This window comes from Streptosporangium sp. NPDC023825, assembly GCF_040639575.1.
GTDB lineage: Bacteria > Actinomycetota > Actinomycetes > Streptosporangiales > Streptosporangiaceae > Streptosporangium.
On sequence record NZ_JBFAAE010000106.1, the window covers coordinates 1 to 16,243 of the forward strand.

At 72.1% G+C, this 16,243-nt stretch carries 13 protein-coding genes; 8 read left to right on the forward strand and 5 right to left on the reverse strand.

What is annotated here, in order from left to right; all coding sequences use genetic code 11:
- Positions 1–42 precede the first annotated feature (42 nt).
- Together AB0G15_RS41975 and AB0G15_RS41980 are read right to left on the reverse strand one after the other, a co-directional pair.
- Entirely contained in the window at positions 43–1,155 is a 1,113-nt protein-coding gene (locus tag AB0G15_RS41975; RefSeq protein ID WP_362851123.1) for an arabinogalactan endo-1,4-beta-galactosidase, read from the reverse strand.
- Between the two features lie 143 nt (positions 1,156–1,298).
- On the reverse strand, positions 1,299–3,338 hold the full coding sequence (locus tag AB0G15_RS41980; protein ID WP_362851124.1) for a beta-galactosidase: 2,040 nt from the start codon (positions 3,336–3,338) through the stop codon (positions 1,299–1,301).
- 339 nt (positions 3,339–3,677) lie between these two features.
- Here AB0G15_RS41980 and AB0G15_RS41985 point away from each other — a divergent pair, with 339 nt between their 5' ends.
- Genes AB0G15_RS41985 through AB0G15_RS42000 form a run of 4 tightly spaced genes read left to right on the forward strand, consistent with a single transcriptional unit; the run spans position 3,678 to position 7,813 of the window.
- The gene (locus tag AB0G15_RS41985) at positions 3,678–4,988 is read left to right on the forward strand and encodes a sugar ABC transporter substrate-binding protein (RefSeq protein WP_362851125.1); all 1,311 of its coding nucleotides are present in this window, start codon (positions 3,678–3,680) and stop codon (positions 4,986–4,988) included.
- The gene (locus AB0G15_RS41990; protein WP_362851126.1) at positions 4,985–5,887 is read left to right on the forward strand and encodes a sugar ABC transporter permease; all 903 of its coding nucleotides are present in this window, start codon (positions 4,985–4,987) and stop codon (positions 5,885–5,887) included. Before AB0G15_RS41985 ends, AB0G15_RS41990 begins: the two co-directional genes overlap by 4 nt.
- On the forward strand, positions 5,887–6,768 hold the full coding sequence (locus AB0G15_RS41995; RefSeq protein WP_362851127.1) for a carbohydrate ABC transporter permease: 882 nt from the start codon (positions 5,887–5,889) through the stop codon (positions 6,766–6,768). The genes AB0G15_RS41990 and AB0G15_RS41995 overlap by 1 nt, the downstream gene beginning before the upstream one ends.
- Before the next feature lie 43 nt (positions 6,769–6,811).
- On the forward strand, positions 6,812–7,813 hold the full coding sequence (locus AB0G15_RS42000; RefSeq protein ID WP_362851128.1) for a LacI family DNA-binding transcriptional regulator: 1,002 nt from the start codon (positions 6,812–6,814) through the stop codon (positions 7,811–7,813).
- An 81-nt stretch (positions 7,814–7,894) separates the two neighbouring features.
- On the opposite strand, the gene AB0G15_RS42005 is transcribed toward AB0G15_RS42000, so the two are convergent.
- Both AB0G15_RS42005 and AB0G15_RS42010 read right to left on the reverse strand, forming a co-directional pair.
- Positions 7,895–9,169, reverse strand: coding sequence for a hypothetical protein (locus tag AB0G15_RS42005; RefSeq protein ID WP_362851129.1), 1,275 nt, complete (start codon positions 9,167–9,169; stop codon positions 7,895–7,897).
- Between the two features lie 215 nt (positions 9,170–9,384).
- Entirely contained in the window at positions 9,385–10,965 is a 1,581-nt protein-coding gene (locus AB0G15_RS42010) for a TROVE domain-containing protein (RefSeq protein WP_362851130.1), read from the reverse strand.
- Between the two features lie 655 nt (positions 10,966–11,620).
- Between AB0G15_RS42010 and AB0G15_RS42015 the strand changes: the two genes are divergently transcribed.
- Both AB0G15_RS42015 and AB0G15_RS42020 read left to right on the forward strand, forming a co-directional pair.
- Positions 11,621–11,878 (forward strand): hypothetical protein, encoded by a 258-nt coding sequence (locus AB0G15_RS42015; RefSeq protein WP_362681677.1) that lies wholly within the window; start codon positions 11,621–11,623, stop codon positions 11,876–11,878.
- 84 nt (positions 11,879–11,962) lie between these two features.
- Positions 11,963–13,438, forward strand: a complete 1,476-nt coding sequence (locus AB0G15_RS42020) for a pyridoxal-dependent decarboxylase (protein WP_362851131.1) — start codon at positions 11,963–11,965, stop codon at positions 13,436–13,438.
- A gap of 105 nt (positions 13,439–13,543) precedes the next feature.
- Here the strand turns inward: AB0G15_RS42020 and AB0G15_RS42025 are convergent, their stop codons facing one another.
- Positions 13,544–13,768 (reverse strand): hypothetical protein, encoded by a 225-nt coding sequence (locus AB0G15_RS42025; RefSeq protein ID WP_362851132.1) that lies wholly within the window; start codon positions 13,766–13,768, stop codon positions 13,544–13,546.
- A 208-nt stretch (positions 13,769–13,976) separates the two neighbouring features.
- On the opposite strand from AB0G15_RS42025, the gene AB0G15_RS42030 reads away from it, so the two are divergent.
- Positions 13,977–15,227 (forward strand): amidohydrolase family protein, encoded by a 1,251-nt coding sequence (locus tag AB0G15_RS42030; RefSeq protein ID WP_362851133.1) that lies wholly within the window; start codon positions 13,977–13,979, stop codon positions 15,225–15,227.
- Positions 15,228–15,823: 596 nt separating this feature from the next.
- Positions 15,824–16,243, forward strand: a 420-nt coding sequence (locus AB0G15_RS42035; protein WP_362851134.1) for a hypothetical protein, incomplete at its 3' end; no start/stop codon positions are given.

The following is a 16,243-nucleotide window of genomic DNA, read 5'->3' on the forward strand; positions in this document are numbered from 1 at the left end:
GGACGCCGGGTCCGCGGGCACGGGGTCCGCCGCCGGCGCCCGTCAGCGCCGGGCGAACGTCCTGACGGTGGGAAGCAGCCGGTCGTCGAAGCCGAACAGGGCCTGGTTCTCCCAGCCGTTGCCCGAGGAGGGGTCGGCCGGGTCCCAGCCGTTGCCGGGCACTCCCGTCCAGGTGGCCTCCCAGTAGAAGACGCCCAGGCCGAGACCGCCGGGGACGGACCTGACCGCGTCCGCCACGTCCCGCATCATCGCGGCCTGCCCCTCGGGGGTGGCCGGGTATCCGGGGTACGGCTCGGCGGAGGTGATGATGTTCTCCCAGCCGTCGTCGTCCGCGGTGGTGAAGGGGTAGGCGGTCTCCACCACCACGACCGGCCTGCGGTAGCGGGCGGCGACGTCGTGCAGGTTGGCGCGGAACGCCTCCAGCGTCCCGTGCCAGAAGGAGTAGTAGGACAGGCCGATCACGTCGTGACGGACGCCGTTGGCCGCGGCGCTGTCGAACCACCAGCGGTACAGGCCGTTGTCCGCGCCGTCGGCCAGGTGGAGCACCACCTTCGTCGAGCGGGACACGGCCTTGGCCGCGTCGTGGCCCGCGTTGAGCAGCGCGGCCAGGTTCGGCCAGTTGTCCCAGCGGCCGTCGGGCCAGAGCAGGCCGCCGTTGAGCTCGTTGCCGATCTGCACCATGTCCGCCCTGGTGCCCTGGGCCTTCAGCGCACTCAGCACGTCGTGGGTGTGATCGTAGACGGCTTGTCTGAGCTCCTCGAACGGCAGCGCGCTCCAGGCCGCGGGCTTGTTCTGCTTGCCGGGGTCGGCCCAGCCGTCGGAGTAGTGGAAGTCGACCAGCAGCCCCATGCCCCGGGCCTTCGCCCGCTTGGCGAGGGCCAGGACCTGCGTCTTGGTGTTGTAGCCGTCGGCCGGGTTCACCCACACCTTCAGCCGGACGTAGTTGAGGCCGGCCGAGCGCAGGATGGCCAGCGCGTCGCCGCGCCTGCCGTCCGGGTGGCGGTAGACGCCGCCGAGCGCCTCCGACTTGGCCAGGCTGGAGACGTCGGCGCCCCTGATGGGCAGCGCGCCCCGGTCGTGGCCGGTCGCGGCGTGCGCCGGTTGGCCCGCGGCGAGCGCGGCGGCGCACAGCAGCACCGCCAGGATCTTCCTCATCGTTTCTCCATGGGGGGAAACCTCCGCCTTCGCGGAGGAGGGGGATGGCGACCTTCTCGCGCCGCTCGGGAGTGACGTGAGGAGGTCCGGGAGACCCCCGGTGGCGCGCCGCGGTCAGGTGGCCGGCGCGACCCCGGGGACGATCACGCGTCCCGGGCCAGCTCGACGACCGTGACGCCGCCGGCGGGCACGGTCGCCGACCCGGTGTGCGCGGCGCCGTCGAACACCCCGGTCCCGCTCACCCCCGGGACGGTGACCGGCTCGTCGCCGTGGTTGAGAAGGAAGAGGTGCCGGCCCCGGCGTACGAGCTCCAGCGTGTCCGGCAGGCCTCTCGGGCGGGACACGCCCGCCAGGTCGAGGACCGCGCGCAGGACCGCGCGCAGATCCGTTCCCGTGCCGTCCGCCGGGGCCTCGGAGCGGGGGGACGGGTCCGGGGCCGGATCGAGGGCGGTGGCGACGTACCAGGCCGTGCCCGCTCCCAGCTCGTGGCGGGTCACCGCGGGGTGGCCCGCGTCCGGCCCGCCGGTGAAGGCGTGGACGGCGCGCGCCCCGGCGAGGCGGATCCGCTCGGACCAGATCCGGCCGGTCAGGCCGCCGTCGCCGACGGGCACCGTGCCGCTCTCGGGCAGCGGGTGGAACTCCTCCACCGACAGGCCGAGCACGTCGCGCAGCGCGCCGGGGTGGGCTCCGGGGTGGATGGCGTCGTTCTCGTCGACGATCCCGGAGAAGCAGGAGACGACCAGGTGCCCGCCCGCCTCGACGTAGCGGCGCAGGTTCTTGCCCGCGGCCTCCGTGAGCAGGTAGGAGCTGGGGACGACGACCATCCGGTACGCCGAGAGGTCGGCGGCGGGGTGGGCGAAGTCGGTGGTCACGTGCTCGCGCCAGAGTGCCTCGTAGTAGGCCTCCACGCGCTCGCGGAAACGCAGGTCGACCGAGGGGCGCCACTCCAGCTCCAGCGCCCAGTACGACTCCCAGTCCCACACCAGCGCGACCTCGGCCTCGACGCGGGAGCCGCGTACCCCGGCCAGCCCGCGCAGGTCGGCGCCGAGGGCGACCACGTCGCGCCAGAGGCCGGAGCCCGTCCCGGCGTGCGGCAGCATCGCCGAGTGGAACTTCTCCGCGCCGTGGCGGGAGGCACGCCACTGGAAGAACAGCACCGAGTCCGATCCGCGGGCGACGTGGGCGAGGCTGTTGCGCCGCATCTCCCCCGGCCGCTTGGCGAGGTTGCGCGGCTGCCAGTTGACGGCGCCGGTCGAGTGCTCCATGAGCATCCACGGCCGCCCGCCCGCCACCGAGCGGGTGAGGTCGGCCGCCATGGCCAGCTCGATGTGGTTGTCGGCCCGCCCGGCGTCGAGGTAGTGGTCGTTGGAGACGACGTCGACCTCGCCCGCCCACCGCCAGTAGTCCATCGGCTCGCAGTTGGGGATCATGAAGTTGGTGGTGACCGGCAGGTCGCCGAAGCGGCGGATGGCGTCGCGCTCGCGGCGGAAGTTGGCGATGTGCGCCTCGACGGAGAAGCGCGCGTAGTCGAGCTGCAGGGCCGTCAGCTGGCCGGCCGGTGCGATCCTCGGCGGCTCCACCTCCTCGAACGAGCCGTAGGTCAGCCCCCAGAACGTGGTCCCCCAGGCCGCGTTGAGCGCCGCCACGTCCCCGTGCCGCTCGCGCAGCCAGTCGCGGAACGCCTCGGCCGAGGTCTCGCAGTAGCAGCGCGCGTTGGCCCAGCCGTACTCGTTGTGGACGTGCCACATGGCGACCGCCGGGTGCCCGGCGTAGCGGGCGGCGAGCCGCTCGGCGATCCGCTCGGAGGCGGCGGCGTACTCCGGGGAGCTGGGACAGAAGCTGTGCCGGGAGCCGCCGGCGATGACGCGGCCCTCGCGGTCGACCAGGCGGGCGCCGGGGTGGGCCGTCCTGAACCAGGTGGGCGGGGACGAGGTGGGCGTCGCGAGGTCGATCATGACTCCGGCGGAGTCCAGCAGGTCGACGATCCTGTCCAGCCTGCCGAAGTCGTAGACCCCCTCGGCGGGCTCCAGCAGGCTCCAGTTGAACATGCCGAGACTGACCAGGTTCACCCCGGCCTCGCGCATCAGCCGGACGTCCTCGCGCCAGACCTCCTCCGGCCACTGCTCGGGGTTGTAGTCCCCGCCGTACGCGATGCCCCCTGGCAGGGCGGGATATCCGGGCAACGACTCCCCCTCGAATCATTTCTGTGAACGTGCACAGTAATGTACGACCGGCAGCCGCAGAAGACCACCCGTGAGATGCTCGGTATTTTCGGGGTTAACAAGAACGTAACGGGCATTGACAGCACCCGCCGACGGATTTCAGTCTGTGAACGTTCACAGATGTTTCCGGCGGCCTTCCCGCCGCCTCCCCCGGCGACCCGGCCGGAGCCTCGCCGGCGGCCTTCCCCGCGGTCTCCCCGGCGACGTCGCCGGTGGTTTCGCCGGCGGCCCCGCAGCGGCCTCCCAGCGGCCGACTCCCTGACATGAAACCCCCACACGGAACCCCCACCGGAGGAACACATGCAGACAAACCGGCTCGTAGCGGTGGCGGCCGCGATCCTCGCCACCGCCCTGACCGGGTGCTCCGGCACTCCCCAGGAGCCGGCCGCCCCGGAATCGCGGAACTCGGCCCCCGCGGGGCCGGTCAAGCTCACCTACTGGACCTGGGTCCCCAACATGGACAAGATCACGGCGGTCTGGAACCAGGCCAATCCCGACATCCAGGTCACGGTCAGCAAGCAGGCCGGCGGCGACGACGCGGCCACCAAGTTCCTGACCGCGGCCAAGGCCGGCAACCCTCCCGACCTGGTCCAGGCCGAGTACCAGATGCTGCCCTCCTTCGTCGCCGCCGACGCGGTGGCCGACCTCACGGCCGAGGTGGGGCAGGCGAAGGGCGAGTTCGGCGAGGGCGTCTGGGGACTGGTCACGCTCGGCACCGACGCCGTCTACGCGCTCCCCCAGGACAGCGGCCCGATGATGCTCTACTACCGCAAGGACCTGTTCGACAAGTACGGCGTCGAGGTGCCCAAGACCTGGGACGAGTACGCCGAGGCCGCCCGCGCCGTACGGAAGAAGGACCCCAAGGTCTTCCTCGGGACCTTCTCCAGCAAGGACCCCGGCTCCTTCGTCGGGCTCGCCCAGCAGGCGGGCGCCCAGTGGTGGTCGATCAGCGGCGAGTCGTGGAAGGTCGCGGTCGACGACGCGGCCACCACGAAGGTCGCCGACTACTGGGGCGGCCTCGTCAGGGAGGGCGCCATCGACGACCAGCCGTACTTCACCCCCGAGTGGAACAAGGCCCTGAACGACGGCAGGCTGCTGACCTGGCCCTCGGCGGTCTGGGCGCCCGGAGTGCTGTCCAGCAACGCCCCCAAGGCCAAGGGGAGGTGGGCGATCGCCCCGCTGCCGCAGTGGAACGCCGGCGAGAGTGCCAGCGGCTTCTGGGGCGGCTCCTCCACCGCGGTCTCCGCCAAGTCCCCCCACCGGGCCGCCGCCGCGAAGTTCGCGACCTGGCTCAACACCGACCCCGAGGCGCTCGGCCTGCTCGTCAAGGAGGGGGCGGTCTACCCGGCCGCCACCAAGGGCGGCACCATGCTCGGCGAGGCCCCCGACTACTTCTCCAACCAGCCCGACTTCTGGCAGCAGGCCGCCACGATCGCCACCGGTGCCCGGGGTTTCACCTTCGGGCCGAACGTCAACGTGACCTACAACGCCTTCAAGGACGCCTTCGACAAGGCCTTGCAGGACGGATCGGCGTTCTCCGGCGCCGTCGCGAAGATGCAGGACGCGACGGTCGCCGACATGCGGAAGTCCGGATTCCAGCTCACCCCATGACACGACGCCCCCGCGACGGCGCCCGCACCGCGAGCGCCGTCCCCTACCTCTTCCTCGCACCGGCCATGGCGCTGTTCACGCTCTTCATGGCCGTCCCCATCGCCTACACGGCCTACCTCAGCCTGCGGCGCACGAAGGTCTCCGGGCTGGGCCTGGGCAAGAACTCCCGCCGCGAGGTCTTCGCCGGCCTCGACAACTACGCGGCGACGCTCGCCGACGCCGAACTGTGGGCCGGCTGGCTCCGCGTCCTGGGCTACGGCCTGCTGGTGCTGACGGTCATGCTCGGCCTCGCCCTGCTGTTCGCGCTGCTGCTGGACTCCGCGCACGTGCGGCTCGCGCGCTTCTCCAGGATCGCCCTCTTCCTGCCGTACGCGGTGCCGGGCGTGGCGGCCACCCTGCTGTGGGGCTTCCTCTACCTGCCGAGCCTCAGCCCGTTCCGCCAGGTGCTCGACGTCGACCTGCTCGGCGCGGGCACGGTGGTCCTGTCCATGGCGAACGTGGCGGTCTGGGGCGGCGTCGGCTTCAACATGCTGGTGCTCTACACCGCCCTGCGCGCCGTCCCCAGGACCTACTACGAGGCCGCCAGGATCGACGGGGCCAGTGAGATCCAGATAGCGCTGCGGATCAAGATCCCGATCCTGCTGCCCGCGATCATCCTGACCACGGTGTTCTCCATCATCGCCACGATCCAGGTGTTCACCGAGCCGACCACCCTGCGGCCGCTGACCAACACGATCAGCTCGACCTGGAGCCCGCTCATGAAGGTCTACCGCGACGCCTTCGTCACCGGCGACCTCTACTCGGCCGCCGCCACCTCGATCGTCATCGCGGCGGTCTCCCTCGTCCTGTCGTTCGGTTTCCTGCGCGTCGTCCGCGACCGCGCCTTCGGGGAGGGCTGATGGCCACCACGACCCTCACCGCGGCGGGCCGCCGGACCGCCCCCCGGGGACGCCGCCCGGCCGGGATCGCGCCGACCGCGATCCTGCTGCTGGGCGCGCTCTACTGCCTGCTGCCGGTCAGCTGGGTGCTGGTGGCCGCGACCAAGTCGAAGGCGGAGCTGTTCTCCACCTCGACCTTCGCCCCCGGCACCGGGCTGCTGTCCAACCTCTCCGACCTGTTCGCCTACCGCGACGGCGTGTTCTGGCTGTGGATGCTGAACACGCTGCTGTACGCGGGCGGCGGCGCCCTGCTGTCCACGGCCGTCTCGGCCGTCTCCGGCTACACCCTGGCCAAGTATCGCTTCCCCGGCCGGAACCTGATCTTCAACCTGCTGATCGGCGGCATCCTGGTGCCCGCCGTCGTGCTGGCCATCCCGCAGTATCTGCTGTTCTCGCGGATCGGGCTGGCCGACACCTACTGGTCGGTCCTGCTCCCGCAGATCCTGCACCCGTACAGCATCTATCTCGCGCGCGTCTACGCCACCGCCGCCGTCCCCGACGCCCTGCTGGAGGCCGGGCGCATCGACGGCGCCGGGCACTGGCTGCTGCTGCGCCGGGTGGCCCTGCCGCTCATGCTCCCGGGCATGGTGACCATCTTCCTGTTCCAGTTCGTCGCGATCTGGAACAACTTCCTGCTGCCCTTCATCATGCTGGGCGACGACCAGAGGTTCCCGCTGACCGTGGGGCTCTACACCCTGCTCGCCGCGGGGGCGAACCAGCCCTCGCTCTACAACCTGATCCTCACCGGCACGCTGCTGTCGATCGTCCCGCTGATCGCGCTGTTCCTCACGATGCAGCGCCACTGGCGGACCGACCTGGCCGGCGGAGCCGTGAAAAGCTAGCGGCCGGGCTGATCGGCGGCCGGTCGAGGGGACAATGAGGAGCATGGCGAAGCGTCCGACCATCCACGACGTCGCGGCGGTGGCGGGAGTGTCCCGGGGAACGGTGTCCCGGGTGCTCAACGACGACCGGTACGTCAGCCCCGCCGCGCACGCCGCCGTCAAGCGGGCCATCGCCGAGACGGGCTACGTGCTCAACCGGGCCGCCCGCAGCCTGGTCACCCAGCGGACCGGCTCGGTGGTGATGGTCCTGTCGGAGCCGCAGGAGAAGCTGTTCGAGGATCCCACCTACAGCGTGCTGCTGCGCACCGCCACCCGGCGGCTCGCCGAGCGGGACGTGTCGCTGGTGATGATGATCGCCGGGAACGACGGCGACCGCGACCGGGTGATCCGCTACCTGCGCGGCGGCCACGCCGACGGGGCCTTCCTGGTCTCCACCCACGCCGGCGACAGGCTGGTGGACGCGCTGGTGGACATCCCGGTGGCCGCCGTCGCCCAGGGGGCCGTCATCGGGCGGGAGAACGTGATCCCCTACGCGGCGGCCGACGACCGCGAGGGCGCCCGGCAGATGACGCGCTACCTGGTGGAGCGGGGCCGCAAGCGGATCGCCACCATCACCGGCCCGCTCGACACCCCGGGCGGCGCGCTGCGGCTGGAGGGCTTCGCCGACATCCTCGGCAGGAAGGCGAGCAGGAGGCTCATCGAGCACGGCGACTACACCCAGCTGGGCGGGGAGAGCGCGATGGCCCGGCTGCTGGAGCGCGCCCCCGACATCGACGCGGTGTTCGTCGCCTCCGACCTGATGGCCGCGGGCGCGCTCTCCGCCCTGCGCGCCGCCGGGCGGCGGGTGCCCGAGGACGTCGCGGTGGGCGGCTTCGACGACTCGGCCGTGGCGCTCACCACCCACCCGCCGCTCACCACCGTCCGGCAGCCCCTGGAACGGGTCGCCGAGGAGACCGTCCGCCTGCTGCTCGCCCTGATCGACGGCGCCGAGCACCTGGAGCCGGTGATACTGCCCACGACCCTCATCGTGCGCGAGTCGACCTGACCGGGCGGCCCGCCCGGCCGAGTGGGCCGAGTGGGCCGCCCGGGCGGGCGGCGGGATGATCGAGCGGGATCGACGGCGGGATCAGCGGCCGGGTGAGGACCCGTTCACGGTCAGGACGTGCTCGGTCTCGATGGCGGGGAAGGTGCCGGTGTCGACGATCCCGTGCTCGCGGAAGGCGGCCTCCAGCAGCGCGTAAGCCTTGGGTTCCAGCTTCCACAGGGCCCGGCACTCGCGGGCGGTGGCCAGCGAGACGCCGGTCTCGTGGGCGATGTCGTCCGCGCGGGGCACGAACTTCCGCTCGATCTGCTTGTCCCAGTACTCCCGCGCGGCGCGTATCTGGGCCGCGCGCCGCGCCGTGTCGACGACCGGCGGCGGGACGTCCAGCACGTGGAACTCCTCGTCGTCATCGTCGACCGGGGGCCGCAGCGCCGCGGGGCCCGTGGGCCCCGCGGCCACCGCGCGGCGCCCGGACGACTCCGCCGGCGCCTCGGGCTCCGGGGCCCACGGCACGGGCGGGCTCAGGTCGATCAGCGCGGAGGTGTTGTAGAGGGCACCGATCTGGGAGAGCAGGGCCTCCTGGCGCGCGGAGTCGACCGCCAGGCCGCTGTGCTCCACCGCCCGGTCCATGGCACGGTCCAGCTTGGTGAGGGCCACGCGCATCTTCCTCTCCGACGCCCCCGAGGCGCGGAGCGCGCGGGCGCGCTTGGCCGCCAGCGCGACCCTGGTGAGCCTGCGGTGGGCGTCCACCTCGCTCGCCGTACGGTCGCTGACCTCGGCCAGCCCGACGCGGACCAGCGCGCGTTCCGGAGTGATCCGCCAGTTGATGCGGGAGCGCCCCGTGATGCGGTGGCGTTCGATCGCCATGCCGCGCTCCCACAGCCAGGCCGCCACCAGGGGGGCGGCGAGGCGGAAGACGGCCTCGGCGACACTGCGGGCGTCCATGCTCGACAGCACGGCCGTCAGGCCGGTGAGCGCCCACACGGCGACGCCGTCGATGCCGGCGGAGAAGTTCTCCCGCATGTTGCGGCGCGCCCGGACGGCGCTGGTGATGACGGCGACCTCGATGAAGGCGAAGAGCAGCAGCCGCAGGGGGCCGTCGAAGCCGAGCACGTCACCGGAGAAACGCCACATGCCCTGGGCGGAGACGCCCGTCGCGATGCTGGCGGCGACGATGGTGAGGATGTCCTCCGCCGGACGGGGCGCGATGTGACGGTGGTAGAAGCGGACCGCCACGCGCCGGGTCGCGCGCAGCACGAAATACGCCACGACCAGGAGGACGAGGGCGAACACGCCGATGATGACCGTGAGAACCGGCTGGTCCGATGCGAAGGCGGTGATTTGATCGATGGGGGGCATCAGTCACTGTCCGTCAGTCTCGATGTCCGACAGGATATCCAGCGATCATTCCAGAATGTCGGCGGCTTGTTCGCGAAACGGGTGCTCACCCGCGTGACAGATGTGAACACGGTTGCGATGAGGATCAGTAAGGATCACGGCGCCCGGACGGCCGGGCGGATGTCGGCCGGACGGTCTCCCACCCGATCGACACCGGCCCGGCCGACCGGCGGAGGTCAGAACGGCCAGCTCGCGTCGCCGCCCCTCTCCAGCAGCGGGATCAGCCGGAACGACGCGTCGGAGAAGCCGCCGAACTCGTGGCGGCCGCCCGAGCCGGCCGGCATCGCCGCCCGCCGGTGACCCTGCAGGTTGAAGCCGTACATCGGAACGCGCTCCGGCACCGCGCGGGTCACCTCGGCGCCGCGGTGGCCTCTCATGGTCTGCATGTCCGACAGGACGACGACCCGGTCGTGCCCGCGGTAGGCGCGCCGGATCGCGGTGGCGATCCGCGTGCCGTGGCCGACCTCGCCGACACGCCCGCAGAACCGGTCCATCTCCTTCAGGACCGACGCGCCCCGGCCCACCCTGTGACGGAACACTCCGTCGGCGAAGCCGTACAGGTCCACCCGCTCGCCGCGGGCGGCGAGCGTCACCCCGAACAGCGCCGCCGCCTGGACGGGCGTGACGGCCGAGCGCGCCGAGACCGTGCCGGAGGTCATCGACGCCGACGTGTCCACGAGGACGAGGGTGCGTCCGCCGAACGACGGCACGTTGCCCGTGGCGAGCGTCAGCGCCCTGTCCAGGGCGTGGCCCCAGCGCGTGCTCGGGGCGTTGCGGTACGCGGAGTAGAACCGGAACGGCAGCTGCCGCGACCCGGCGACCTCACCGGGGTCGGTGAGCTTCGCGGCGACCCGTCCCGCCACCTCGTCGGAGACGCCGGCCTCGTCGAAGTTCCTCAGGTTCCTGATCAAGGACATGTAGCCCATCGACGGGATGACCGCCTCCCACGCCTCGCGGTCCATCGGGCCCTGGAGCCACCCGGCGAGCGCCTCCCAGGTCATGCCCGCGGCACGCAGGCGGCCGGGGTCGGCCAGGACGGCGCGCCGCGCCTCGACCGGCAGTGCCGCCAGCCCCGCGCGGGCGCGCAGCGTCGCCAGCGCGTCGTGGATCGGCTTGTCACGGCCGTGCCTGCGGTCCAGGGCGTGCGCGAACAGCTCGCCCTGCCACGCCTTGTCCGCCGCCGGAGCGGGGTGGACGAGGTCGATGACGTCGGCGAAGCGGAAACCCCTGGTGCCCGTGTCGTACTTGAGCAGGCCGCGCTCGGTGTACAGGCGCCGCACGGCGTCGGCGACGCCGCGCTTGACCGGCTTGGGGATCGCCCGCCCGTACCTGGAAGTCCAGTAGGCGAGGGCCTCACCGGGCTCGTCGGCGCGCTGCAGGACACCGTCCACCAGCTGCCGGTTGAGGCCGTGCAGACCGGCGGCGAGCCGCGCTCTGACCGACTCCAGCGCGGCGACGACCGGGGCGGTGCGCATGTTCGCCTCACCGCGCAGCCAGGGCAGGAAGCGGGCCATCCACTCGCCGTCCTCGACCGCGACCCGGTGGACGAGCCGGCGGAACCGGTCGTCGCGGTCACCGGCCTTCTCGTAGAAGGTGTTCTCGCTGACCATGTTCGACACCGCGAGGAGGAAGAGCTCGCCCTTGGCGTCGCGGGCGTATCCGGGGGCGCCCTCGTGGGTGAGACCGGAGGGAACCCGCCCGGTCCTGACCGGGCTGGAGACGGCCGGCCGGTCGGTCGCGGTGTCGGACGTGGACATGGTCGGGCCTTTCCCTGCGAGTTCCGCCTCTCCCGCGCGCCGGTCACGCGCGCACGGCCGTGCTCCTCCCGAGATCGAGGTGACCGCGGTCGCCCGGCCTGACGGGCGGCGGCCCCGCTGAGTGGAGCCGCCAGGAATCGAACCTGGAAGTAACCGCGATCGGCGCACCGGGAGGCGCGTGGACGTTTCACCGGACCTTCCCGAGGTCGGAGCCGGCGGCGGAACGAAAGCGTGCTGCCTTTACACCACGCGCCGCAGGAGTCGGGCGGCGCGCCGGGAATCGAACCCGGACCGCTCGGTCCCAAACCGAAGTAACCGCTGCCTTCGCACCGGGAAAGCGCGTATCGAGTTGTCGGGACCTCGTATTCCGCAGACGGCTCCGGCGCGTTCTTCCCGCGATGTTCTTCTTGCGATGTTCTTCTCGCGTTGGACGGCCGGTTTCGTCTCCGAATCCCGAGGCGTTTACAACGGTAGCGACCGCCGTCGCACACCACATCTCATTATTCGCCGGAAAATAGGGGTGGCAGGGGCCGGCTACGGGGCGAAAATGTCGGTCCCGGGAGAGACGATGGAAGGTGAACACGGGCCGAACCACCGACGGGGACGCGATCGAAGTTCCGCAGGACCTCCGCGCCTCCCGGGAAAGGATCACGTGATGACGACCCTGATGAACGTGTCCGACCTGGCGCAGGTTCTCTTCGCCTCCGAGCTGCAGGCTTCGGACGACCCCTCCCCCGATCAGGTGCGGATGATCATCGAAGGCCGGATCCGTGCCTGCCGTGCCGATCTCTCCGACTGCGCCGCCCTCGTCGCCCAGGAGGCCGGGGACCACCCGGAGGCGTACGCGAGCCGGATGCGCTGGGCGCTGTGCGAGGCCGGCCGGGTCCGCCCGTCCCTCTCCCTCTCGACCTGACCACGACTCCCTCGCCACCTCACACCACACCGTGCCCGGACAGGCCGCTCGCCAGGCGGCCGGCCGGCGTCGTAGCGTCGAAGGATGGACGCCAGAGACGAAGCGGGCACCCCGCGCATTCCCGGATCATCGCCTACCGGCAGCCACCTGCCCGGTGCGCCGGAGGGAGTACGCGGGACGCTCGGGGCCGACCACGCCCGCGTCCCCGAGCTGCTGGAGGCCACCCGCGCGTACGCGGTGCGCCTGCTCGGCGGGCTCGGCGACCGGCCGGTGGCGCGGACGCCGGCCAGGCCCGCGCCCGCGTCCCTGCCGGAGGCGGGGATCGGCCTGGAGGGGGCGCTGGGGGAGTTCGCGCGGCGGTGGGAGCCGGGCTTCGCGGCCGGCGCGGGCCCCCGCTACCTGGGCTTCGTCACGGGCGGCGTGACGCCCGCCGCGCTGGCGGGCGACTGGCTGACCGGCACCCTCGACCAGAATCCCACCTCGGGCCTGGACTCGCTCGCCCCCGACCTCGAACGGGAGACGGCCGCCTGGCTGCGCGACCTCTTCGGCCTGCCGCCCGAGCACGAGGGGACGTTCGTCAGCGGCGCGACCATGTCCACCTTCGCGGGCCTGGCGATCGCCAGGGAGTGGCTGGGCGAGCGGCTCGGCGTGTCGCCGGCCGAGGAGGGCGCGGCCGCGCTCGGGCCGGTGACGGTGCTGTCGGGAAGCCCGCACTCCAGCGTCGTCAAGTCGCTGTCCATGCTCGGGCTGGGACGGTCGGCGATCCGGCGGGTCGGCCTGCTGCCGGGGCGGGAGGCGGTGGACGTGGCCAGGCTCGCCGGGGAACTCGACCGGCTGGACGGCGCGCCGGCGATCGTGGTCGCCAACTCCGGCACGGTGAACACCGTCGACTTCGACGACCTGCGCGCCATCGCGGCCCTGCGCGAGCGTCACCCGTTCTGGCTGCACGTGGACGCCGCGTTCGGGGCCTTCGCCGCCCTCTCCCCCGAGCACGCCCACCTCGTCGCGGGCCTCGGCGAGGCCGACTCGGTCTGCGTGGACCTGCACAAGTGGCTGAACGTGCCCTACGACAGCGCGATCCAGTTCACCCGCCGCCGCGACCTGCAGACCCGCGTCTTCCAGAACTCCGCCGCCTACCTCGGACCGGTGGGCGACGACCCCGACTTCGTGCACCTGACCCCGGAGAACTCGCGCCGCCTGCGCGCGCTGCCGGCCTGGTTCACCCTGGCCGCGTACGGGCGCGAGGGGCACGCGGAGATCGTCCGGCGCGACGCCGCCCTCGCCGCCGGGCTCGGCGAGCGGATCGCCGCGATGCCCGGCTACCGGCTGCTCGCCCCCGTACGGCTCAACGTGGTCTGCTTCACCCTCGCCTCCTCCCCCACCCAGGCCCGGGTCGGCGAGGTGGCCGACGCGATCACCGCCTCCGGCGAGGCCTTCCTCACGCCGACGGTCCACGAGGGGGTGCCCGCGCTGCGCGCCGCGTTCAGCAACTGGCGTACCACCGAGGCCGACGTGGAGCGGGTCGCGAAGGTCCTTCGGGAGGTCGCTTCCGGACCGTGAACGGTGGAGAGGTGGGAGAGGACATCCGGCTGGAGGATCACGGCGAAGCGCTCGCCTCGTTGCTCATGGGCCATCGCGTCACGGGTGGCGCACAGCCGGTACACGTCACCACGCACGCAGGTGCTCCGTGTCCTTCATGATCGCTTCGGCTTCGGCCCTGTCGACGGGATCCTTTGCCAGCCTCTCGGCCGCGATCCGGGCCTCTTCCATCCGGTGGAGCCGTTGGGCGACGACGAGTGCTTCGCGAACCGCTTCGGTCGCGGAGCGGTCGTCGGCGGTCAGCTCATGCAGCGCCTTCTCCGCTCTGGCGTCGAGGTCGACAGTCAACATGGCGTATCTTCACTGTACGACGGAGCGTCTCGCAGGCTTTCGATCGAATTTCGTGAACTCTCGGATACTTACCGTGACGACGTCCCGATAAGTCGGACGCCGCCAGTTCTCCACCCGCCATGTCCGATCCGGTGGACGGTCGCTCGCGGGCGGCGGCTTGGCAGGTCCGGCCCTCACGATCCTCGCGGCGTGCTTCTACCGTGCTGTCATGGACACTCCGGACCTCCTCATCAGGAACGCCACCCTGCGCGGCCGCCCCGGCAGGTGGTCGCTGGCCGCCACGGGCGGGCTCGTCAGCCTCGTCGCCGAGGACGACCCCGATCTCGGCCCTGCGACCGGCGTGACCCTCGACGCCGACGGCGCACTGGTCACCGAGCCGTTCGTGGACGCCCACCTGCACCTGTGCAAGGCGCACACCCTCGACAGGGCCGGGCCCGCCGCGCTGTCGGAGTACACCGGGGGCGCGATGGGAGCCGCGATGGGCGCCATCGAGACGGCCGCCGCCGTCAAGGCCGGCCAGACCGCGCGATCCGTCCTCGAACGCGCCCGCCCGGTGCTTCTGGAATCCGTACGGCACGGCGTCCGGGCGGTGCAGGCCTTCGCCGACATCGACCCGCGGGCGGGACTCACCGGGCTGGAGGCGCTGCTGGCGTTGCGCGAGGAGTTCCGCGGAGTGGTCGACGTGCGGGTGGTGGCGTTCCCGCAGGACGGCCTGCTCCGCGAACCCGGGACCGAGGAACTCGTCGCCGAGGCCGTACGGCGCGGCGCGGACGTGGTGGGCGGCATCCCCTGGATCGAGTGGACCGACGCCGACGCCGCCGAGCACGTGAGGCGCATGGTCGGCCTCGCCCGGCGGCACGACCTGCGCGTCGCCATGCTGGTCGACGACGCCGGGGATCCGGGGCTGCGCACGGCCGAGATGCTGGCGCGGGAGCTTCTGGAGCAGAACATGATCGGACGCGGCAGTGCCCAGCACGCCAGGGCGATGGCGCTCTACCCCGAGCCGTACCTGCGCCGTCTGGCCGGGCTGTGCCGCGCCGCCGGACTCGGTTTCGTCAGCGATCCGCACACCGGACCGCTCCACCTGCCAGTCTTCCGGCTGGCCGACGCAGGGGTCCCGGTCGCGCTCGGCCAGGACGACATCGAGGACGCCTACTACCCGTTCGGGCGGCACAACCTCCTGGAGGTGGCCTTCCTCGCGGCACACCTGCTCGACGCCCGCACCGACGCCGCCCTGGATCGGCTGTACGACATGGTGACCGTCGACGCCGCGCGGGTCATCGGCCTGCCCGCCTGCCGCCTGGAGCCCGGGGCCCCCGCCGACCTGGTGATCCTGGAGGGGCGGACCGTCCGCGAGGCCCTGACCCGGCACGCGCCGCCCCGGCACGTCGTCGTCGCGGGCCGGGTCGTGGCCTCGTCCGTCCTGCACACCTCCTTCGGGCCGGGTGTCCCGCGCTGAGGGGTGCGGGCGCGGGCGAACGCCGGGCGCCGAACGGCCGAGGCGGAGAGACCAGCACAGCCCGGAACGGGCAAGGCGGAGAAATCAGCACACTGCGGAACGATCGAGGCGGAGAGACCGGCACAGCCCGGAACGGGCAAGGCCGGGGAAACCAGCACGATGACGAACCCCCGAAGCCGGAAAAACCAGCAGGGCGACGGACGCGCGAAGCCGGGGAGACCGGCGCCCGGGCGCCGTGGCGGCCCCGGATCCGCGGGATTCCTCCCGCGAAAACAGGCGCTCAGGCGGAGACGATCTACTGAACTCTGGCGGTTCCGCCGCGGATGACATCCTTTCGGGACACGAGCCTTCGGCGGGAGCCGGTAACCGAGCGTTAGCGGTCGCCCTCTTTCCGTGCCTTTCCGCTACCCCCGGGTAATCCGACCGCCCCAAGGCTTGGGGATCCGCTAGCAGACTCCCAGGACTCCCTCACTTACCGTGAGAGTAGGTTACGCATCGTGTCGGCGTCCTCCTTGACGCGGCACGGCGCTCCGCCAGCCCGGGCATCGCCCAGGGCTCGACCGATTCGACACCGATTCGACGTGGAGTGATCTGCCATGACCATGATCAGGAACGCCCTCGCAGCCGGAGCCATGATGGCCTCCGCTCTCATCGTCCCCATGGCGATGCCGGCCTCGTCCGCCACCGCCGGTACCGTGGCCGTGACCACCCCGGCCGACGCCACCTCCGTCCTGAAGCCCTGCCGCGAGCACAAGAACCCCGACAGGTGCCGCGCCCGGCGCGAGTACCGGCGCGAGTACCAGCGCGAGCGCGGGCGTGAGGACCGGCGCGAGCGCGGACGCGAGTACAGAGGCGAACGTCGGCGCGAGGGCATGAGCGAACGTCGGCGCGAAGGTATGAGCGAGCGCCGGCGCGAAGGCATCTGCGACGGCAGGCGCGTAGGAGTGTGCGTGGGCAGGCGCGAAGTGCTTAGGGTCCGCAGGGGCGTAGGGCTGTGCGGGGGAGATCGCGGTGGG